This is a genomic window from Amycolatopsis bartoniae (assembly GCF_014191255.1).
GTDB classification, from domain to species: domain Bacteria; phylum Actinomycetota; class Actinomycetes; order Mycobacteriales; family Pseudonocardiaceae; genus Amycolatopsis_E; species Amycolatopsis_E bartoniae.
This window is the reverse complement of record NZ_JACHWH010000003.1, coordinates 110,212-130,400: the sequence shown is the minus strand read 5'-3', so window position 1 is coordinate 130,400 and position 20,189 is coordinate 110,212. Positions and strand designations below refer to the sequence as shown.

Genomic DNA, 20,189 nt, shown 5'->3' with positions numbered 1-20,189 from the left:
ACCAGAATCGGGGAGTCCAGCGAAGAGAGCGAGGGTTCCCCCATGGCGCGTCCCACTGTCGCCGAACAGTTCGTGCAGGTGCTCGTCCAGGCTGGCGTGTCCCGGATCTACGGCGTGGTGGGCGACAGCCTCAACCCCATCGTGGACGCGATCCGGCGCACCGAGGGCATCGAATGGGTGCACGTGCGCAACGAGGAGGCGGGCGCGTTCGCCGCGGCCGCCGAGGCGGAGCTGACCGGGCGGCTCGCCGTGTGCGCGGGCAGCTGCGGCCCCGGCAACACGCACCTGGTGCAGGGCCTCTACGACGCGAACCGCTCGGGCGTGCCCGTGCTCGCGCTGGCCTCGCACATCCCGGCCACGCAGGTCGGCACGCAGTTCTTCCAGGAAACTCACCCGGAGCGGCTGTTCGTCGACTGCAGCGGTTACTGCGAGCAGATCACCACGCCGGGCCAGATGCCGCGCGTGCTGCGGATCGCGGTCCAGCACGCGATCACCCGCGGCGAGGTGTCGGTGATCGTGCTGCCCGGCGACGTGGCGCACCTGGAGTCCGAGGTGCCGACGGGCACGAGCCAGTTCGTCACCGAACGGGCCACCTTGACGCCGCCGCCCAGCCAGGTCGACGCGCTCGCGGACGCGCTCAACCGGGCCGAGAAGGTCACGTTGTTCTGCGGCGCGGGCACGCGGGGCGCGCACGCCGAAGTCATGGAGCTGGCGGGCAAGCTCCATTCTCCCGTCGGGCATTCGTTGCGCGGCAAGGAATGGATCCAGTTCGACAACCCGTACGACGTGGGCATGAGCGGGCTGCTCGGCTACGGCGCCTGCTACGAGGCCATGCACGAGGCGGACCTGCTGCTCCTGCTCGGCACCGACTTCCCGTACGACGGGTTCCTGCCGCAGGCGCACACCATCCAGATCGACCACGACGCCACGCACCTGGGCCGCCGCACGCCGCTGGACCTCGCCGTGCACGGGGACCTGCGTGAAACGCTGCGCGCGGTGCTGCCGAAGGTCGAGCAGAAGTCGAGCCGCGCCTTCCTCGACGAGAAGCTGCGCGAACACGCGCGCTCGCTGGAGAACGTCGTCGACGCCTACACCCGCAACGTCGAGCACCACACGCCGATCCACCCCGAGTACGTCGCCGACGTCCTCGACGAGCTGGCGGCCGACGACGCGGTGTTCACTGTGGACACCGGGATGTGCAACGTCTGGGCCGCGCGCTACCTCACGCCGAACGGGCGGCGCCGCGTGATCGGCTCGTTCCTGCACGGCAGCATGGCCAACGCGCTGCCGCACGCGATCGGCGCGCAGCTGGCCGAGCCGGGCCGCCAGGTGATCTCGATGTCCGGCGACGGCGGGCTCGGCATGCTCATGGGCGAGCTGCTGACGGTGCGGCTGCACGACCTGCCGGTGAAGATCCTGGTGTTCAACAACTCCTCGCTCGGCATGGTGAAGCTGGAGATGCTCGTCGACGGCCTGCCGGACTACGAGACCGACCACGACGCCGTGGACTACGCCGCGATCGCCCGCGGCGCGGGGCTGCACGCCATCCGCGTGACCGAGCCGGAGAAGGTGCGCGACGCCCTCGCTGAGGCGTTGGCGCATCCGGGTCCCGTGCTCGTCGACGTGGTGACCGACCCGAACGCGCTGTCGATCCCGCCGCACATCACGGGCGGTCAGCTCAAGGGCTTCATGCTCGCCGCGAGCAAGGTGGTGCTGAGCGGCGGGGTCGGGCGCATGATCGACCTGGCGCGCTCGAACCTACGTAACATCCCGCGGCCCTGACAGCGCCGCGCGCACGAGCCACTCCGCCTGCCCGACGGCCCGCTCGACCGGGCCCGAGGGCTGTACGAGGTGGCTCAGCGTCAGCCGCACCACCACCTCGACCAGCGTGGGCAGGTCGGCGAGGCCGAGGCCGCGGTACAGCGCGGCGGACTCGGCCTGCAGCGTGGCGAGGGCACGGCCGAGCACCGGCTCGGGCTGGATCGTCAGCAGCGGCAGCAGGTCCTGCGTCCCGCCGTGCCCGGCGGCGAGCACGGCCTTGAGCAGCGGGTCGTCCGCGGCCGCGCGCAGCACGTACTCCACGGCGGCGGGAATTCCGGCGAGCGGGTCGGGACCGTGCTCGCGCAGCCGCTCGACGACTCCGGAGAGGAACACCTCGGCGTGCCGGACGACGATCGCGCGGGCGAGCTTGTCGCGGGCACCGATCTCCTTGTAGACCATCTGCCTGCTCACGCCGACCCGGTCGGCCACCTGCGCCATGGTGGTGCGGTCCCAGCCCGCGGTGCAGATCAGCTCGACGCCGGCGTCGAGGATCCGGTCACGGAGGGTGGGCATCGGACCAGCCTAACCGGCGCCAGATCGGATCTGGCACCCCTTCTCGCGCCTTGCGGGTGAAGCCACTCGGAAGGGGCGAAGAAACCATGAACGACCTGGCGATCGAAACGTCGGGACTGGTCAAGGTGTTCGGCGGGCAGCGGGCGGTCGACGGCGTCGACCTCGCCGTGCCCGCCGGCACGGTGTACGGGGTGCTGGGGCCGAACGGGGCGGGCAAGACGACGACCGTCCGCATGCTGGCCACGCTCACCCGGCCGGACGGCGGCGAGGCCCGCGTGTTCGGGCACGACGTGCTGCGCGAGCCGGACGCGGTGCGTGCCCGCATCAGCCTCACCGGCCAGTACGCGTCGATCGACGAGGACCTCAGCGGGCGCGAGAACCTCGTGCTGCTCGCCCGGCTGCTCGGCTACCGCGGGTCCGCGGCGCGCCGCCGGGCGGCCGAGCTGCTGGCGGTGTTCGACCTCGAACAGGCGGCCGGACGGCAGGCCAAGGACTACTCCGGCGGGATGCGCCGCCGCCTCGACATCGCGGCCAGTATGTTGCGGACGCCCGACGTGCTGTTCCTCGACGAGCCCACGACGGGACTGGATCCCCGCAGCCGCACGAGGGTGTGGGAGCTGGTGCGGATGATCGTCGCGCAGGGCACCACCGTCCTGCTCACCACGCAGTACCTGGAGGAGGCCGACCAGCTCGCGTCGCGCATCGCGGTGATCGACGGCGGCCGGGTGATCGCCGAGGGCACGCCGGGCTCGCTGAAGTCCGCGCTCGGCCGCGGTTCGGTCCACCTGCGGCTCCGCGACGCCGCCCAGCGGCCGCAGGCCGAGCGCGTGCTGGCGCTCGCGCTGGGCACGAAGGTGGGCAAGCACGCCGATCCGGTGACCGTGATCGCCCGGCTGGGTCGCCCCGACATCCCGCCCGCGGTCCAGGCGTCGCACGCGCTGACCGAGCTGACGCGGTCGGGGATCACCGTCGACGACTTCTCCCTCGGCCAGCCCAGCCTCGACGAGGTCTTCCTCGCGCTGACCGCGAAGAAGGAGGTCTTGGCGTGAGGGAGCTTGCGACCGAACCATCCAGCACCACGCCGGCCGACGTTGTGGCGCTGCCGCGGCTTGCCGCGTCCGTCGAGGAGGCCGCGTGAGCACGGTCCTGCCGCGGCCCGGCGCCTGGTCGGCGTCGCTGGTCTTCGCCACCCGCGCGCTGCTGAAGCTCAAGCACCGCCCGGAACAGCTGATCGACGTCACCATCTTCCCGGTGATCATGACCCTGATGTTCACCTACCTGCTGGGCAGCACGCTCGCCGCGTCGCCCGCGGACTACCTGCAGTTCCTGCTGCCCGGCGTACTCGTGATGAGCGTCGTGATGATCACCCCGAACACCGGCGTCGGGATCAACGTCGACGTGGAGAAGGGCCTGTTCGACCGCATCCGCACGCTGGCGGTGTGGCGGCCGTCCGCGCTCGTCGGCGCGCTGCTGGGTGATCTGGTGCGCTACGTGCTGGCGTCCACGGTGATCCTCGTCGTGGGACTGGTGCTGGGGTTCCGGCCGCCCGGCGGCGTACTGGGGGTGCTCGCCGGGGTGGTGCTGGTGCTGGTCTTCGCGTTCGCGTTCTCGTGGATCTGGACGCTGGCGGGGCTGGTGCTGCGCACGCAGAAGTCGGTGATGAGCGTGAGCGTGCTCGTGCTGTTCCCGTTCACGTTCCTGTCCAACGTGTTCGTGGAGCCGAAGAACCCGCCGGCGTGGCTGCGGATGTTCATGCGGTTCGACCCGATCGCGCACCTGGTGACGGCCGTGCGCGGCCTGATGCGGGGCGTGTGGAACGGCCCGGAGATCGGCTGGACACTGCTGTCGGCCGTGCTGCTGCTGGCGGTCTTCGGCACGCTGTCGATGTGGCGCTACAACCGGCGGTGACTCACAACCGCCAGGCGGTTTCGCGGCCTGGGCGGTAGCAGCAGCTCGTGCCGGTCGACACGGTGGCCCTCAGGTGCGCCGCCAGCTCCGGGTGGTGGCCGTCCAGTTTCCGCAGCACGTCGCGGATCCGGGCGGTCACCGCCTTGCGCGCGCGTTCCGTTTCGTCGCCCAGCCGGCGCGGGCGGCCCGCCAGGCCCGCCGCCACGCGGAGTTCGTCCAGCAGCGCCTGGCGTTCCGCGTCGAACGCGGCGGCCTTGTCGTCGTCGCCGCGTTCCAGCGCCCGGTCGATCTGCTCGTCCAGCACTGTGAGCCGGTCGCGGTAGCGGGCGCGGGCCTCCTCGTCGAGGACCTCGTCGCCGCCGAACCGCCGCGCCGCCACCACCAGCTCGCCGCCCGCCGGGTCGAGCAGCTGCACCGCGGGCACCTCCACGCCCGGCCTGCCGAGCAGGAAGTGCAGGTCCCGCAACCCCTTCGCGTCCGGCAGGTGCACCGTGCGGCCGGCCATTCCCAGCGACCACACCGCGCCGGTGAAGCGGAACTCGTTGCCCGCGAACAGGTCCACTCCTGACTTCGGCAGCCCGAGCGCCGCCGCCTCCCGCGCGGCCTCCTTCGCCAGGCGCTGGGCCTCGGCCCGGTCGCCCGGTGCGCCGCGGCCGAGGAGCGCGGCGGCGAGCCCCGTCCGCGCCTCCACCGCCCACGGCCGGGCGCGCAACGTCTCGGCCTCGCGCAACGCCGCCGTGAACCCCTCGACCGCGTCGTCCCACCGCGCCTGCGCCGCGTCGAGCTTGGCCAGCCACAGCGAGACCGGACCGCTGATGTCGCAGCCGAAGATCGAGACGAGCCACTGCCCCGCCAGCGGTGCGAGCGCCGCCCTGGCGCGTTCGCACAGCGCCGGGTCGCGCACCGCGGCCGCGAGCTGGGCCTGGAACCGCAGCCACAACGGCACGATCATCCGCGGCAGCGTCTCCGGTGCCTCCCGCAGATACCGCACCGCCACCCCGAGATCGCCCCGCTGCACCGCCGTGACGGCCTCGATCAGCCGCGGAAACGGGTGGTCGAAGTCCTGGGAGAGTCGCTCCAGCTCGTCGAAGCGGCCCCGCAGCAACGTCCGCGCCCACCACAGGTGTTCCGTGACGAAGGCGTACCGATGGCGTTCGTCGGCGGGCACCAGGCGCATCGCCTCGTCGTGGCAGACCTCCGCCTGCTCGAACTCACCCGTCAGCGTGGCGGTGATGCTCCGGTCGACGTACGCGCTGATCCGCGCCGGCGGCCCGCCCTCGCGCTCGGCCATCGCGACGAACTCGTCCAACTGCGCGAAACACCGCGGATCGCCCTGCTCCAGCAACGCGGCCCAGCGCAGGGACGCCGCGTGCTGCTCCATCTCGGGATCCGCGCTGCGCCGCCCGATCACGGCCAGCTCCTCGGCGAGCGTCTGGCGCTCGGCCGCCGTGCCCGGCCCCCAGATCGCATCGTGCAGCGTCCACAGGCTGAAACCCAGCACCTCGTCGTCGCCGCCGCGCCGGGCGAGCACGGTCAGGTGCCCGGTCAGCTCGCGCACCAGCTGCTCCGGCGGCCGCTCGCCCTCCGCGGCGAACAGCCTGCGATGCGCCTCGGTGAGCAGGCCGAGCTTGAGCTCCGCCTGCTCGCCCGCGTCGCCGATGCGGTGCAGCGTCAGCGCGGCGCGGGTGAGCAGCGCGGGCTCGCCGAGCTCCCGCGCGGACGTGGCGGCGGAGCGCAGGACCTCCCACGCCTCGTCCCGGTCCCCGGCGTGGTGCAGCTGGGCGCCGAGCTTCAACGCGATCACGACCCGGCGGTGCGGCTCGCCGGTACCGTCGAGGGCGCGCCGGTAGTGGGCGATGGCCTCGTCGGCGGCCATGCGCCGCGCCGCGTCCCGCGCGGCCACCAGCAGGAGGTCGACCGCGCGGCCGGGTTCGAGCCGGTTCCCGGCGAGAAGGCCGTGGCGGGCGAGGTCCGCGGGGAACACCCGGCCCGCCAGCTCGGGCGAGCGGTCGAGCGCCCGCACGACCGCGGCGTGCCGCTCCCCCGCGTCGTCCAGCGACGCGTAGAGCGTCTCGCGGACGAGGTCGTGCACGAAGCCGAAGCGGCCGTTTCCGGCGGCGACGACGAGCCGCGCGGCCACGGCCTGGTCCAGCAGCTGTTCCACGCGCGGCAGCGCGAGCCCGGCGGAGGCGGCGAGCACCTGCCGGTCGAACTCCGGGCCCAGCACCGCGGCGTCACCCAGCAGCCGCACCACCGCGTCCGGCAGCAGGGACAGCCGGCGGCGCACGGTCTCCCGGACTCCCGGCGCGATCGCGGTCACCGAACGGCCGCCCGCCCACAGCCGGGCCGCCTGCTCGACGAAGAACGGGTTGCCGCCGGTGCGCCGGTGGACCGCCGCGGCCAGCCGGGCGCCGGGCTCGCGTCCCGCGGTGCGCGTCATGAGGTGGCCCACCTCGTCGGGGCTCAGCCCGGTCAGGCTCACCGTGCGGGCCTTGGCGGGCAACGACGTCAGCAACGGCCGCAACGGGTGCTCGGCCGCCTCCACCTCGTCGTCCCGGTAGGTGCCGACCAGCACCAGCCGCTCGAACCAGGTGTGGCGCGCGGCGAACTCGCACAGCTTCAGCGACGCCGGGTCCGCGGCGTGCAGGTCGTCGAGCACCACGGCGACCGGGCGCAGCTGCGACACCGAGACCAGCGCCGTGGTGACCGCGTCGAACAGCCGGAACGGCTCGACCGGCGCGCTGCCCGGCGCCTCCCCGAGCAGCACGGCCAGCTCGGCGCCCGCCGCGCGCTGGGCCGCGGCCCACTCGCCCGGCGGCACGCTGCGGCGCAGCGCGCGCACGACCTGCACCCACGGCCAGAAGCCGGGGGCGCTCGCGGAGTCCCAGCAAGCACCGCTGAGCACGAGGACACCGTGGCGGCGGGCTTCGTCGGCGGCTTCCGTCACGAGCGCGGTCTTGCCGATCCCGGCCTCACCGGTGACCAGCACGAGGCCGCCGTGACTCTCCCTGGCCCGGTCGAACTCCGCACGCAGCACCGCCGCCGGGTGCTCCCGCCCAATGAGATGACCGTTTCGTCTGTGGGGCATCGCCCCCTGACGCTACCGCAAGATCGCCGTTATCCCGTGGGTCCGAACCGCTCCGTCTTCACCCGGCGCGGGTCGTGCCCCAGCGCGAGCAGCACGTCCGACACCGTCTCCACGAAGCCCGTGGGGCCGCAGACGAAGCACGCGGGCTCGAACGACGCCGGCCAGCCGTGGCTGTTGACGTCCGCGATCCCGATCCGGTGCGGTTCACCCGCCCAGCCCTCCGGCGCCTCGCGCGTGTACACAAAGGACACTTCGACGCCGCTGAGCGCCGCCGCCCGCAGCTCGTCGGCGTAGAAGACCTCGCGGGGCGAGCGCACGGAGTACAGCAGCCGGAACGGGGTCGGCGCCCCGGCCGCCCGGCGCGCCCGGATCATCGCCATCAGCGGCACGATGCCCGAACCGCCCGCGACCAGCAGCACGGGCTCGGGATCGGCCGGCCGCCACACGAACCAGCCGCCGATCGGACCACGCACCTCCACCGGGTCGCCGACGGAGAAGACCTCCGTCAGGAACGGCGACACCTCGCCGTCACCCACGCGCTGCACGGTCAGTTCGATCCGCTCGCCGTCGGCGGGCGCGGCGAGCGAGTAGCTGCGCTGGGCGGTGTAGCCGTCTTCGGCGGTCAGCCGCACGTCGGCGTGCTGCCCGGCCAGGTGCCCCGGCCAGCCCGGCACGTCGAGCACGAGCGTGCGCGCCGAGGGCGTCTCGTCGCGCACCTGCGCCAGCCGCGCGACCCGCCAGGTCAGTCGCCCTGATACCGCTGCTCGCGCCATGGGTCCCCGTAGTTGTGGTAGCCACCGGCCTCCCAGAAGCCGGGCTCATCGGACAGGGTCAGCTCCAGGTTGTGCACCCACTTCGCGGACTTCCAGAAGTACAGGTGCGGCACCAGCAGCCGGGCGGGGCCGCCGTGCTCGGGCTCCAGCCCGTCGCCGTCGAACTCGTAGGCGACCCACGCGCGGCCGTCGAGCAGGTCTTCCAGCGGCAGGTTCGTGGTGTAGCCGTCGTAGGAGTGCGCCACCACGTAGTCGGCCGCGGTGTCCACGTCCTCCAGCAGCGTGTCGATCGAGACGCCGCGCCAGGTGGTGCCCAGCTTCGACCACTTGGTGACGCAGTGGATGTCCAGCGTCGGGGTCTCGCTGGGCAGCGCGAGGAACTCCTCCCACGTCCACTGGTGCACCGTGCCGTCCTCGGCGGTGATCGTGAACTCCCACGTCTCGGTGGACACGCGCGGCGTGGGGCCGATCGAGAGCACCGGGAAGTCCTCGGTCAGGTACTGCCCCGGCGGCAGCTCGATGTCGGGATCGCGGCGGCGGCCGCGGAAGCCCGGGGTGACGATTCCCATGAGGACAGTCAATCAGAGGGAAAGGCCCGGGCTTCCGCGGAGTGACCGATCCGTCAGCGCTTGCCGTCGACGCGGCGGGGCAGCTGCCAGGGGTTGGCCTCCTGCAGCGGCGGCGGCAGGAGCGCGTCCGGGAAGCCCTGCCACGCCACGGGACGCAGGAACCGCTCGATCGCGGCCGTGCCCACCGACGTGGTGGTCGGCGCGGTGGTGGCCGGGTACGGGCCGCCGTGCTGCTGGGCCCAGCTGACCGTGACGCCGGTGGGCCAGTCGTTCCACAGCAGGCGGCCGGCCAGGCGCGTCAGCGCGGGCAGCAGCGGGCGCACGTCCTCGGCCTCGGACTCCTCCGCCTGCAGCGTCGCGGTCAGCCCCGGCTCCAGCTCGCCGAGCACGCCGAGCAGCTCGTCCTGCCCCGAGTAGGTGACGACGATCGAGGACGGGCCGAAGCACTCGTTGCGCAGCACCTCGTCGGCCTTGAGGAAGTCCGCGGCCTTGACCGACAGCAGCGTCGGCGCGAGCGGGTCACCGGCGGCGAGCACCGTGACGCCCGCCTGCTCCTTGAGCCGCGCCACGCCGGACTGGTAGCCCTCGCCGATGCGGTCGGTCAGCAGGGTCTGCGCCGCGACGGCCCCGGCCGCCTCGGCCAGCGTGGCGTCCAGCCCGTGGCCCTCGGGCAGGAACAGCAGGCCGGGCTTGGTGCAGAACTGCCCGGCGCCGAGGGTGAACGAGCCGACGTAGCCCTTCGCGACCTCCTCGCCGCGCTCGCGCACCGCGCCCGGCGTGACGACGACCGGGTTCACGCTGCCCAGCTCGCCGTAGAACGGGATCGGCGTGGGCCGCGACACGGCGATGTCGAACAACGCACGCCCGCCGGGCACCGAGCCGGTGAAGGACGCGGCGGCGATGCGGGGGTCCTTCAGCGCGGTGACGCCGGGCTCGACGCCGAAGATCACGTCGAAGACGCCGTCCGGAGCACCCGCGGCGAGCAGCGCCTCACGCACGATGCGACCGGTCTTCGCCGACAGCTCGGGGTGCCCGGGGTGCGCCTTGAGAACGACGGGGCAGCCGGCCGCGAGCGCGGACGCGGTGTCGCCACCCGCGACGCTGAACGCGAACGGGAAGTTGCTGGCCGCGAACACGAGCGTCGGCCCGATGGGCACGACCGTGCGGCGGATGTCGGGGCGCGGCCCCATCGGCCAGTCGGGGTCGGCGTGGTCCACCGTGGCGCCGAGGAAGGCGCCGTCCCGCAGGACCTCGCCGAACAGGCGCAGCTGGAACGTGGTGCGGGCCAGCTCGCCCTTGAGCCGCGGGGCCTCGGGCAGGTGGGTCTCGCGTGCCGCGAGCGGAACCAGCTCCGAACCGGCCGCGGCGAGGGCGTCGGCGACCGCCGCCAGCCACTCCGCCCGCTGCGCGGGGGTCGACTCCGCGAGCTCCGGCGCGGCCTGCGCCGCCGCGGCGAGGATGCGGTCCAGTTCGGTGTTCTCGGTGTCCATGCTTCCCTTCCTTCAAGCTTTTCAAGCGGCGGAGCCGCTTGCGGTGGGCCGCCAACCGGCACCGCCGCGGGTTCTCAGCCGCCTTCTCGCGAGGACAGCTCGAACGTGGTGAATTGGCATTCATGAGTGAGAGATCCCGGAGCGAGAAGGCGGCTGAGGTTCCGCCACCCGCACCGCAAAGCAGGCCACTCCTCAAACATACCTAGGCCCTGGCCGACGCCACGGCGCCGTGGAGTTCGGCCCACCGAGCGGGCCCGGCGAGCCCGAGGTGGTACAGGTGCACCTGGTCCGCGCCCGCGTCGCGAAGCCTTGCCACGTACGCGCGCAGGTCCGGCGCCGGTCCCAACGCGGTGACGTACGCGCCGATTCCCACCTTCGACGGTAGTCGAGTCCGGGCTTCCGCGACGAGGCCCTCGCCCGGCTGCCAGCACGGCAGCACCACGGTGGCGACCTCTTCGGCGGCGCCCGGCGTCAGCCCGGGAAGGGCGCCGGTTGCCCACGGATCGAGGTCGGCGTGCAGCGTGACGGGGGCGGAGATCTTCGCCAGAACCGCATGGCGCAACAGGTCGGTCGCCTTCTGCCGCGGCTCCAGCAGTTCCGCGCGCAGTGCCGGGTCGTCGGCGGTCGTGAGGTCACCGGTGGCCAGCAGCCGGAGGACGTCGTCGCGGAAGCTGTCGGCAAGCCCACAGGCGTCGCAGCAGCAGACCGACAGCAGCCGCGCCACCGCGGGCGACCACACGGCGCCGGTCTTCTCGTGACTGCACTGGTGCACGGCGCCGAGCTGGCCGCACGCTTCGAGGATCACCGAGGACACGTCGAGCCCGGCCAGCGCCTCCTCGACGAGCGTCGCCGCGTACGCGCGGACCTCCTCGTGCGACGGACACAGCGCCCACGGATAGCGCTCGCCGAAGCAGTTCCGCACGGTCAGCTCGGGAAAGCGTTGCCCCAGCAGGGAGTTGTGGGTCAGCACGAGCCACGCGGCCGCCGGAATCCCGGCGTCGTTGAGCACTGAGACCGCTTCGCCCGCACTGTCCGGCGAAGCGGTCCAGTCCGGCACGCCCGGCGTGAGCTTCCCCCACACGCCTTCGCGCACCGGACGGTAGAAGGCGGCATGGCGCGCGTACACGGCGGTACCCGTGTGAGACCACGGCGTCGCCGCGCGGGCGGAGTGGTAGGAGACGGCGACGGCCACCTCGTCCACACCCAGCTCCCGCACGCGGTCGACGAAGCCGGGAGTGGCGACGTCCCACGGGTACGCGTACGCGACGACGCGCATCCTGCCTCCAATTCACATTCATGAACGATTTCGCTGATGCGAACGCCGTCCGGAAACGCTAGTATGAGCGGAGTCACAAGTCAACGGAGGGGGATCCATGGCGGAACCGGCAGCGGCGGGGGCGGAGCCCGCGGGCGTGAAGTCCGCGCGGCGCACGGTCGAGCTCCTGGAGACCTTCGCCGAGCAGGACGCCTGGCTGTCGCTGTCGGACCTGCACGCCCGCACCGGGTTCCCCCGCTCCAGCCTGCACGGGTTGCTGCGCACGCTGTACGAGGCCGGCTGGCTGGAGGCCGATCCCGGCACGGCCCGCTACCGGCTCGGCGTGCGCGCGCTGATCTGCGGCACGGCATACCTCGACCGCGACCCGGCGATCCCCTTCGCGACGCAGGCGCTGGAGTCGATCCGCGAGCGCACGGGGTTCACGGCGCACTACGCGCGGCGCAACGGCACCGAGGTCGTGTACCTCGAAACGCGGGAGTCGCGGCATTCCACGCACCTCGTGTCCCGCGTGGGCCGGACACTGCCCGCGCACGCGACGGCGCTGGGCAAGGCGCTGCTGTCGGAGCTGACGCAGGACGAGATCGCGGCGCTGTTCCCCGGGGAGCTGCCGGGCTTGACGCCGCGGACGATCACGTCGCTCGACGCGCTGTTCGCCGAGTGCGAGGCGACGCGGCGGCGCGGGTTCGCGTGGGAGGTCGAGGAGGGCACGCCGGGCGTGCGGTGCGTCGCGGCGGTGGTGCCGTACCGCATTCCGGGCACGGACGCGATGAGCTGTTCGCTCCCGGTCGGGCAGGTCAGCGACGAGGAGGCGCGGCAGGTGGGCGAGCTGCTCGCGGAGGCCGCGGCGGAGCTCGGGCAGCAGCTGCGCCGGGCCGGAATCCGTTAGATCCCTGGGAAGGAAGAGGATGCGCGTACTGATCACCGGCGCCGCGGGCGGCGTCGCCACCATCCTGCGCCCCCGGCTGCGGCGGGACGGCCGTGAGCTGCGGCTGCTCGACGTGACGCCGCCGGAGCCGGACGGCGGGGACGAGGTGCTGACCGGTTCGGTGACCGACCGGGAGCTGATGGCTTCGGCCTGCCGGGACGTGGACGCGGTGATCCACCTGGGCGGGCACAGCCGCGAGAACTCGTGGGCCGAGACGCTGGACGTCAACATCAACGGCTCGCAGGTGGTGCTGGAGGCGGCGCAGCAGGCCGGGGTGCCGCGGGTGATCCTGGCGTCGAGCAACCACGCGGTCGGCTTCCGGCAGGTGACGGAGGCGCTGCCGGCGGAGTCGACGACGCGGCCGGACACGTTCTACGGCGTCAGCAAGGCGGCGATCGAGGCGCTGGGCAGTCTGTACCACTCGCGGTTCGGCATGGACGTGATCTGCGTGCGGATCGGTTCGTGCTTCGAGCGGCCGCCGGGCGTGCGGGGCCTGACGACGTGGCTGTCGCCGGACGATGCGGGCCGGTTGTTCGAGGCGTGCCTGACGTTCCCGTCGCCAGGCTACCGGGTCATCTGGGGAGTTTCGAACAACACGCGGCGCATCTATTCCCTCGCCGAAGCGGAGGCCCTGGGCTACCGCTCACTGGACGACGCGGAGAAGTTCGCCGCGGAACTGACCGACCCGGCCCCGACGGGCGACGCGGCGCGCTACGTGGGCGGCCCGTTCACCACGGCCCCACTGGGAGTGCCGAACTAAGGGCGTCCAACGGCGAATCGTTGACGGAGCGGAAAAGGCGTCACTAGCGTCGCAACGGCTGCCATCGTGACCGCACGCTTCTGGGGGCGTTCGTGGCCGTTGACGTTTCCGGGAAAAGAGGCTGGAATTCGGCGACGCGGGTCGCATTCCGGTTCTGCGCCGGCTATTCCGTCCTGTTCTGCCTGCTCGTCGCACCGGTCCCGATACCGCTACTGGGCCCGCTGGCGCAGTGGGCACGCAGGGACGTCGTGGCGGGGCTCAGGTCACTCACGGATCCCGTCACCGGCTGGGTGGGCAGGACGTTCTTCGGCGTCGACGCGGTGGTGCACCGGGATTCCAGCGCCGGCGACCAGACCGCCATCTGGGTGCTGGTGTGCTGCCTCCTGGTGGTGGCGGTGGTGGTCGCCGCGGTGTGGACGGCGTTCGACCGCCGTGCCTCCCATCCCCGGCTGCACGCGTGGTTCGTGCTGTTCCTGCGGGTGTGCCTGGGCGGGCAGCTGTTGTTGTACGGGTTCGCCAAGGTGCTGCCCACGCAGATGCAGGTCAGCAGCTCGTACCCGTACGAGATCGCGCTCGGCGCGGTGGAAGCCGTGGCGGGACTGCTCCTGTTCGTGCCCCGCACCCTCGTGCTGGGGGCTGCGTTGAGCGTGGCGAGCATGGCTCAGGTCGTCCTGCTGAACCTGACGTTCGACGTGCCGGAGAAGCTGCTTTCCGCGCACCTGCTGCTGTGCCCCTCGCACGCTGGCTCCCGGTGGCCGTCTGCGTCTGGGTCGTGCTGGGCGTCGCTTCCGGCCGGTGGGAGAGCTGGCAGCTGCAGCTCGACAGCCGCGGATCCGAGCTGTACGGGATCTGGGACGTGCGTGACTTCACCCTCGACGGGCAACCGGTGCAGCCGCTGACCACCGACGAAAACCGTTGGCAGCGGCTCGTTTTCGACGACGGGACGGCGGCGACCTACCAGCGGATGAACGGGGATCTCGTGCCCGTGCGTGCCCGCGTCTCCCAGGGAGAGCTGACGCTCGCCGCGAGCGGGCCGCCGTTCGCGCAGTTGCGCATCGAGCGCCCCACCCCGGACCGGCTGCTGTTGTCCGGCCAACTGCGGGACCACCCGGTCGCCATCACCCTCGACCGCGTGGATCCGAACAGCTTTCCCCTGCGCAGCCGGGGCTTCCACTGGGTGGAGGACTACGCGTACTTCCACTGACGGCGATTCCCCTTCCGCTCGACGAAAACCCGCCGATCGCCGCCGGGACCCGCAAGACACTCCACGGACGCGGCCCGGCGAAGGGGCTTCCCTTCCCGCGGCTCTCGTCGTACCGTTGCTGCATACAGTATGGAGGCGACGCGATGGACGCAGCGGAGCGAGTGCGGGCGATCGTGGCCGCGCACCGGGCGGAACGGGGCGCGCTCCTGCCGGTCCTGCACGCCGTCCAGGCCGAGTTCAGCTGCGTGGACCAGGAGATCGTCCCCCTCCTGGCCGCCGAGCTGAACCTCTCCCGCGCGGAGGTGCACGGGGTCGTCTCGTTCTACGCCGACTTCCGCGCCGAGCCCGCCGGGCGCACCACCGTCCGCCTGTGCCGCGCCGAGGCGTGCCAGTCCGTGGGCGCCGAGCGGCTCGTCGCCCACGCCGAACAGGTCCTCGGCATCAAGCTCGGCCAGACCACCGCCGACGGCGAGGTCACCCTCCAGCAGGTCTTCTGCCTCGGCAACTGCGCCCTCGGCCCCGCCGCGCAGGTCAACGGCCGCCTCTACGGGCACCTCGACCCCGCCCGGCTCGACACGGTCCTCGCGACGGAAACGGCGGCCCGATGAAGGTCTACGTCCCCGGTGACTCGGCCGCCCGCTCCGTCGGCGCGGACGCCGTCGCCGCGGCGCTCGAACCCCACGCCACCGTGGTGCGCACCGGTTCCCGCGGCATGTTGTGGCTCGAACCGTTCGTCGAAGTGGAGACACCGGAAGGCCGCGTCGGCTACGGGCCCGTCACCCCCGACGCGGCCCCGGAAATCCTCCGGAACGAGGAACTCTGCCAGGGACTCGTCGAGGACCTGCCGTGGCTGCGCGCCCAGACCCGGCTGTGCTTCAAGCGGGTCGGCGTCGTCGACCCACTGTCCACAACGGACTACGAGACACACGGCGGGCTCGCGGGGTTGCGGAAAGCGCTTTCTCAACCACCCGCGCACACCATCGAGGAAGTCACCGAATCCGGCCTGCGCGGCCGCGGTGGTGCGGGCTTTCCCGCCGGAATCAAGTGGAAAACGGTCGCCGAGACCCCGGACGCCCAGAAGTTCGTCTGCTGCAACGCCGACGAGGGCGACAGCGGCACGTTCGCCGACCGGATGCTCATGGAGGGCGACCCCTTCACGCTCATCGAGGGCATGACGATCGCCGCGTACGCGGTCGGCGCCGCCGAGGGCTACCTCTACGTCCGCTCCGAATATCCCGACGCCGTCCGCACGATGACGCAGGCCATCGGCGAAGCCAGGAAAGCGGGCTGGCTGGGGAAGAACATCCTGGGCACCGGCCTGAGCTTCGACCTCTTCGTCCGCGTCGGAGCGGGCGCGTACATCTGCGGCGAAGAGACGTCGATGCTGGAAAGCCTGGAGGGCAAACGCGGCATGGTCCGCGCGAAACCGCCCATTCCCGCGATCACCGGCCTGTTCGGCAAGCCGACCGTCGTGAACAACGTGCTCACCCTGGCGTCCGTCCCCGCCATCCTCGCGGACGGCGCCACGAGCTACCGCGACCTCGGCACGGGCCGTTCCCGGGGCACCCAGGTCTTCCAGCTGGCCGGCAACATCGCGCGCGGCGGGATCTTCGAAACCGCCTTCGGCATCACGCTCGGCGAGCTGGTGCAGGACTACGGAGGTGGCACCCGTTCCGGCCGTCCCGTGCGCGCGGTGCAGGTCGGCGGCCCGCTCGGCGCCTACCTGCCCGCCACGCGACTGGATCTGCCCATGGACTACGAGGCGTTCGCGGCCGCGGGCGCGATGCTCGGGCACGGCGGCATCGTGGTGTTCGACGACACCGTGGACATGGCGAAGATGGCCCGTTTCGCGATGGAATTCTGCGCCGAGGAGTCGTGCGGCAAGTGCACGCCGTGCCGCGTCGGCTCGGTGCGCGGGGTCGAGGTGATCGACCGGATCGTCGCCGGGCAGGACGTCGACGGCAACCTCGCGCTGCTGAACGACCTGTGTGAACTCATGACCGACGGCTCCCTGTGCGCGATGGGCGGCCTCACCCCCAACCCCGTGCGCAGCGCGCTGCTGCACTTCCCGGAGGACTTCGCATGAGCCTGCTCAAGGAACCGGACTTCGGCACCCCGGCGAAGGCGGGCCCGGCCACCGTCGCCGTCGAGGTCGACGGCCTGCCCGTCACCGTGCCCGAAGGCACGTCGGTCCTGCGTGCCGCCGCGCTGAGCGGCATCGAGATCCCCAAGCTGTGCGCGACCGACAGCCTGGAGGCGTTCGGGTCGTGCCGCCTGTGCCTGGTGGAGATCGACGGCCGCAAGGGCACGCCCGCGTCGTGCACCACGCCCGTCGCCGAGGGCATGCGGGTGCGCACGCAGACGCCGCGGCTGGAGAAGCTGCGCCAGGGCGTGATGGAGCTGTACATCTCCGACCACCCGCTGGACTGCCTGACGTGTGCGGCGAACGGCGACTGCGAGCTGCAGGACATGTCCGGCGCGGTCGGGCTCCGGCAGGTCCGCTACGGCTACGAGGGCGCGAACCACCTCGGGCAGGAGAAGGACACGAGCAACCCGTACTTCGACTTCGATCCGTCGAAGTGCATCGCGTGCTCCCGCTGCGTCCGCGCGTGCGACGAGATCCAGGGCACGCTGGCGCTGACCATCGAGGGTCGCGGGTTCGGGTCCAAAGTGGCCGCCAGCGCCGGGGAGCTGTTCCTGGACTCCGAATGCGTGTCGTGCGGGGCGTGCGTCCAGGCGTGCCCGACGGCGACTCTCGAAGAAAAGTCCGTTGTGGACCTCGGGATGCCCGGCCGTACGGTGCTCACCACCTGCGCGTACTGCGGCGTCGGCTGCTCCTTCAAGGCCGAGCTGCGCGGCGACGAGCTGGTGCGCATGGTGCCCTACAAGGACGGCGGCGCGAACGAGGGGCACTCGTGCGTGAAGGGCCGGTTCGCGTTCGGCTACGCCACCCACCCCGACCGGCAGCTACAGCCCATGCTCCGCGAGTCGATCGACGACGAATGGCGCGTGGTGGGCTGGGACACCGCGATCGCCCACGTCGCCGGCCGGATGCGGGAAATCCAGGCCCGCCACGGCGTCGGCGCGATCGGTGGCATCACGTCGTCCCGCTGCACCAACGAAGAGGTCTACGTGGTGCAGAAGATGGTGCGCGCGGCGTTCGGCAACAACAACGTCGACACGTGCGCCCGCGTCTGCCACTCCCCCACCGGCTACGGCCTCAAGCAGACGTTCGGCACCTCCGCGGGCACGCAGGACTTCCGCTCCGTCGCGAAGGCCGACGTGCTCGTGGTGATCGGCGCGAACCCGACCGACGGGCACCCGGTGTTCGCGTCACGGATGAAGCGGCGGCTGCGCGAGGGCGCGAAGCTGATCGTCATCGACCCGCGCCGCATCGACCTCGTGCGCACCCCGCACATCGAGGCCACGCACCACCTGCAGCTGGCGCCCGGCACGAACGTCGCACTGGTCAACGCGCTCGCCCACGTGGCGGTCACCGAAGGCCTCGTCGATAGGTCCTTTGTGGACGAACGCTGCGAGGAGTTCGACCAGTGGGCCGAGTTCATCGCCCGCCAGGAGAACAGCCCCGAGGCGACCGAGGGGATCACCGGAGTGCCCGCGCAGGAACTCCGGGCAGCCGCAAGGCTCTACGCCACCGCGGGCAACGCGGCGATCTACTACGGTCTCGGCGTCACCGAGCACAGCCAGGGTTCAACGATGGTCATGGGCATGGCGAACCTCGCGATGGCCACGGGCAACATCGGCCGCGAGGGCGTCGGCGTGAACCCGTTGCGCGGGCAGAACAACGTGCAGGGCTCGTGCGACATGGGCTCGTTCCCGCACGAGCTGTCCGGCTACCGGCACATCTCCGACGACGCCGTGCGCACGGTGTTCGAGGACCTGTGGGGGCGCGAGCTGCTGGCCGAGCCGGGGCTGCGCATCCCGAACATGTTCGACGCGGCCATCGACGGCTCGTTCCGCGCGTTGTTCGTGCAGGGCGAGGACATCGCGCAGTCCGATCCGAACACCCGGCACGTCACCGCGGCGCTGCGGGCGATGGACCTGGTGGTGGTGCAGGACCTGTTCCTCAACGAGACCGCGAAGTTCGCGCACGTGTTCCTGCCGGGCACGTCGTTCCTGGAGAAGGACGGCACGTTCACCAACGCCGAGCGCCGCATCAACCGGGTGCGCCCGGTGATGAAGCCGAAGTCCGGCAAGCACGAGTGGGAGATCGTCTGCGAGATCGCGGACGCGATGGGCTATCCGATGGCGTACGGGCACCCGCGGGAGATCATGGCGGAGATCGCCGCGGTCACGCCGACCTTCGCCGGGGTGTCGTTCGAGAAGCTCGACCGGCTCGGCAGCGTGCAGTGGCCGTGCAACGACAAGGCGCCCGAGGGCACGCCGATCATGCACGTGGACGGGTTCGTGCGCGGCAAGGGCCGGTTCGTGCCGACGCCGTTCGTGCCGACGAGCGAGCGCAGCACACGGAAGTTCCCGCTGATCCTGACCACCGGCCGGATCCTGTCGCAGTACAACGTCGGCGCGCAGACCCGCCGCACGGCGAACGTCGCGTGGCATCCCGAGGACGTGCTGGAGATCCACCCGCACGACGCGGAGGTCCGGGGCATCCGCGACGGCGACGAGGTGACGCTGTCCAGCCGCGTGGGTGAGACGTCGCTGCACGCGCTGCTGTCCGACCGGATGCCGGTGGGCGTCGTCTACACCACGTTCCACCACCCCGTCACGGGCGCGAACGTGGTGACCACGGAGAACTCCGACTGGGCCACGAACTGCCCGGAGTACAAGGTCACCGCAGTCCAAATAGGACTGAAGACCCCGCACGTGCCGTCGGCCGCGACGGCCGGGGCGGTTCCGGTGCCGGTGGACTGATGGACTCGCCCCAGGTGCGGCTCGCGAACGAGATCGCGGTCCAGTTCGGACACCAGCGGCCGGAGCGCGCCGCGGCGGCGATCGCGGCGCACATCCGGCAGTTCTGGGATCCGCGGATGCGCGCGGACCTGCTCGCGCAGGCCGCCGCGGCGCCGGACGAGCTGGACCCGCTCGCGCTCGCGGCCGTGGCGCTGCTCAGACCTGAGCCGGCTCGGCCGGAGACGGTTCCTCCTCGTCCTCGTCGTCGGTCAGGATGAAGAAGTCGGTGAGGAAGCAGGCGATTTCGCCGTCGGCGGTGCGGCCGACCCAGGTCGGGTAGTACCCGTCCCCGTCGCCGGAGGAGCACGACACCACGACCACGCGGCCCTCCTCGTCGGTCACCGTGCAGGGCGCGGTGTAGTCCTCTTCCCTGGTGTCCAGCGACATCATGATGCGGTCGATGTAGTCCTCGCCGAAGGTCGCGATGCTCGCCGCGTCCACGAAGCCCCCGGTACCGCCGTCGACGGGGTAGCCGAAGAACTCGTCGTCACCCAGCTCGGAGACGTCCTGGTCGCCGGACACCGCCATCTCCCAGTGGACGGCGGGCTCGTCCCGGATCACCAGCTTGATGGCCGCGACCACGTCGTAGTCGCGCTGCGCGCCGTGGAAGTCGGCGATCACCAGCTCCACCGGGTACTCGCCCGGCGGCACCTGCTGGGTGAAACCGGTGTCGCCGGGGTCGAACCCGAACGGTTCGCAGGCGACCACCCGCCCGGACGGCAGCCACAGCGAGGTCTCCCGGCGCAGGCGGACGGTCGCGACGTCCCCGCCGCGACCCTCGTGACGCGCTCCGGGGGCGAAGACCTGGTTGAAGTCGGGCACGGGCAGAGGCATGAACACTCCTCGGGAAATGAGTTCTGGAGGACCGCGAAACTACCCGCGCACGGTGGCGCGCCCCTCGGTTCCGGCCGTGGCGCACCGGAAGCGGGG

At 72.0% G+C, this 20,189-nt stretch carries 18 protein-coding genes; 11 read left to right on the top strand and 7 right to left on the bottom strand.

From position 1 onward, the window contains the following. Nucleotides 1–42 precede the first annotated feature (42 nt). Entirely contained in the window at nt 43–1,782 is a 1,740-nt protein-coding gene (locus FHX82_RS17240; RefSeq protein ID WP_145932998.1) for a pyruvate dehydrogenase, read from the top strand. On the opposite strand, the gene FHX82_RS17235 is transcribed toward FHX82_RS17240, so the two are convergent. Beyond that, entirely contained in the window at nt 1,759–2,334 is a 576-nt protein-coding gene (locus FHX82_RS17235) for a TetR/AcrR family transcriptional regulator (RefSeq protein ID WP_145932999.1), read from the bottom strand. The genes FHX82_RS17240 and FHX82_RS17235 overlap by 24 nt on opposite strands. Before the next feature lie 86 nt (nt 2,335–2,420). On the opposite strand from FHX82_RS17235, the gene FHX82_RS17230 reads away from it, so the two are divergent. Together FHX82_RS17230 and FHX82_RS17225 are read left to right on the top strand one after the other, a co-directional pair. Next, nucleotides 2,421–3,383 carry an ATP-binding cassette domain-containing protein gene (locus FHX82_RS17230; protein WP_145933000.1) on the top strand — a complete coding sequence of 321 codons (963 nt, stop codon included), beginning with the start codon at nt 2,421–2,423 and terminating at the stop codon, nt 3,381–3,383. 85 nt (nt 3,384–3,468) lie between these two features. Then, entirely contained in the window at nt 3,469–4,242 is a 774-nt protein-coding gene (locus FHX82_RS17225; RefSeq protein WP_229881097.1) for an ABC transporter permease, read from the top strand. A gap of 1 nt (nt 4,243) precedes the next feature. Here FHX82_RS17225 and FHX82_RS17220 read toward each other — a convergent pair whose 3' ends face one another. From FHX82_RS17220 to FHX82_RS17200, 5 genes are all read right to left on the bottom strand, one after another. Next, nucleotides 4,244–7,330, bottom strand: a complete 3,087-nt coding sequence (locus FHX82_RS17220; protein WP_145933002.1) for an ATP-binding protein — start codon at nt 7,328–7,330, stop codon at nt 4,244–4,246. Between the two features lie 29 nt (nt 7,331–7,359). Next, nucleotides 7,360–8,103: a ferredoxin reductase gene (locus FHX82_RS17215; protein WP_145933003.1), complete on the bottom strand. Its 744-nt coding sequence runs from the start codon at nt 8,101–8,103 to the stop codon at nt 7,360–7,362. Continuing rightward, entirely contained in the window at nt 8,073–8,672 is a 600-nt protein-coding gene (locus FHX82_RS17210; protein WP_145933004.1) for a sulfite oxidase-like oxidoreductase, read from the bottom strand. The genes FHX82_RS17215 and FHX82_RS17210 overlap by 31 nt, the downstream gene beginning before the upstream one ends. A 53-nt stretch (nt 8,673–8,725) precedes the next feature. Beyond that, nucleotides 8,726–10,162, bottom strand: a complete 1,437-nt coding sequence (locus FHX82_RS17205; protein WP_145933005.1) for an aldehyde dehydrogenase (NADP(+)) — start codon at nt 10,160–10,162, stop codon at nt 8,726–8,728. A gap of 202 nt (nt 10,163–10,364) precedes the next feature. Then, nucleotides 10,365–11,438: a hypothetical protein gene (locus FHX82_RS17200; RefSeq protein ID WP_145933006.1), complete on the bottom strand. Its 1,074-nt coding sequence runs from the start codon at nt 11,436–11,438 to the stop codon at nt 10,365–10,367. Between the two features lie 97 nt (nt 11,439–11,535). Between FHX82_RS17200 and FHX82_RS17195 the strand changes: the two genes are divergently transcribed. From FHX82_RS17195 to FHX82_RS17165, 8 genes are all read left to right on the top strand, one after another. Then, entirely contained in the window at nt 11,536–12,324 is a 789-nt protein-coding gene (locus FHX82_RS17195; RefSeq protein ID WP_145933007.1) for an IclR family transcriptional regulator, read from the top strand. Nucleotides 12,325–12,343: 19 nt separating this feature from the next. Further along, nucleotides 12,344–13,123 carry an NAD-dependent epimerase/dehydratase family protein gene (locus tag FHX82_RS17190; RefSeq protein ID WP_145933008.1) on the top strand — a complete coding sequence of 260 codons (780 nt, stop codon included), beginning with the start codon at nt 12,344–12,346 and terminating at the stop codon, nt 13,121–13,123. Nucleotides 13,124–13,215: 92 nt separating this feature from the next. Then, a complete protein-coding gene (locus tag FHX82_RS17185; RefSeq protein WP_221216136.1) occupies nt 13,216–14,022 on the top strand; it encodes a hypothetical protein in 807 nt (268 codons plus the stop codon). Continuing rightward, the gene (locus FHX82_RS36560; protein WP_221216135.1) at nt 13,980–14,327 is read left to right on the top strand and encodes a hypothetical protein; all 348 of its coding nucleotides are present in this window, start codon (nt 13,980–13,982) and stop codon (nt 14,325–14,327) included. Before FHX82_RS17185 ends, FHX82_RS36560 begins: the two co-directional genes overlap by 43 nt. Before the next feature lie 143 nt (nt 14,328–14,470). Continuing rightward, nucleotides 14,471–14,935 (top strand): formate dehydrogenase subunit gamma, encoded by a 465-nt coding sequence (locus tag FHX82_RS17180; RefSeq protein WP_145933009.1) that lies wholly within the window; start codon nt 14,471–14,473, stop codon nt 14,933–14,935. Further along, the gene (locus tag FHX82_RS17175; RefSeq protein WP_145933010.1) at nt 14,932–16,413 is read left to right on the top strand and encodes a formate dehydrogenase beta subunit; all 1,482 of its coding nucleotides are present in this window, start codon (nt 14,932–14,934) and stop codon (nt 16,411–16,413) included. The genes FHX82_RS17180 and FHX82_RS17175 overlap by 4 nt, the downstream gene beginning before the upstream one ends. Beyond that, nucleotides 16,410–19,220: a formate dehydrogenase subunit alpha gene (gene fdhF, locus FHX82_RS17170; RefSeq protein WP_145933011.1), complete on the top strand. Its 2,811-nt coding sequence runs from the start codon at nt 16,410–16,412 to the stop codon at nt 19,218–19,220. Before FHX82_RS17175 ends, fdhF begins: the two co-directional genes overlap by 4 nt. Further along, the gene (locus tag FHX82_RS17165; RefSeq protein ID WP_145933012.1) at nt 19,220–19,477 is read left to right on the top strand and encodes a formate dehydrogenase subunit delta; all 258 of its coding nucleotides are present in this window, start codon (nt 19,220–19,222) and stop codon (nt 19,475–19,477) included. The genes fdhF and FHX82_RS17165 overlap by 1 nt, the downstream gene beginning before the upstream one ends. Here the strand turns inward: FHX82_RS17165 and FHX82_RS17160 are convergent. Continuing rightward, nucleotides 19,416–20,093: a DUF4241 domain-containing protein gene (locus FHX82_RS17160; RefSeq protein WP_145933013.1), complete on the bottom strand. Its 678-nt coding sequence runs from the start codon at nt 20,091–20,093 to the stop codon at nt 19,416–19,418. The genes FHX82_RS17165 and FHX82_RS17160 overlap by 62 nt on opposite strands. Nucleotides 20,094–20,189: the final 96 nt, after the last annotated feature.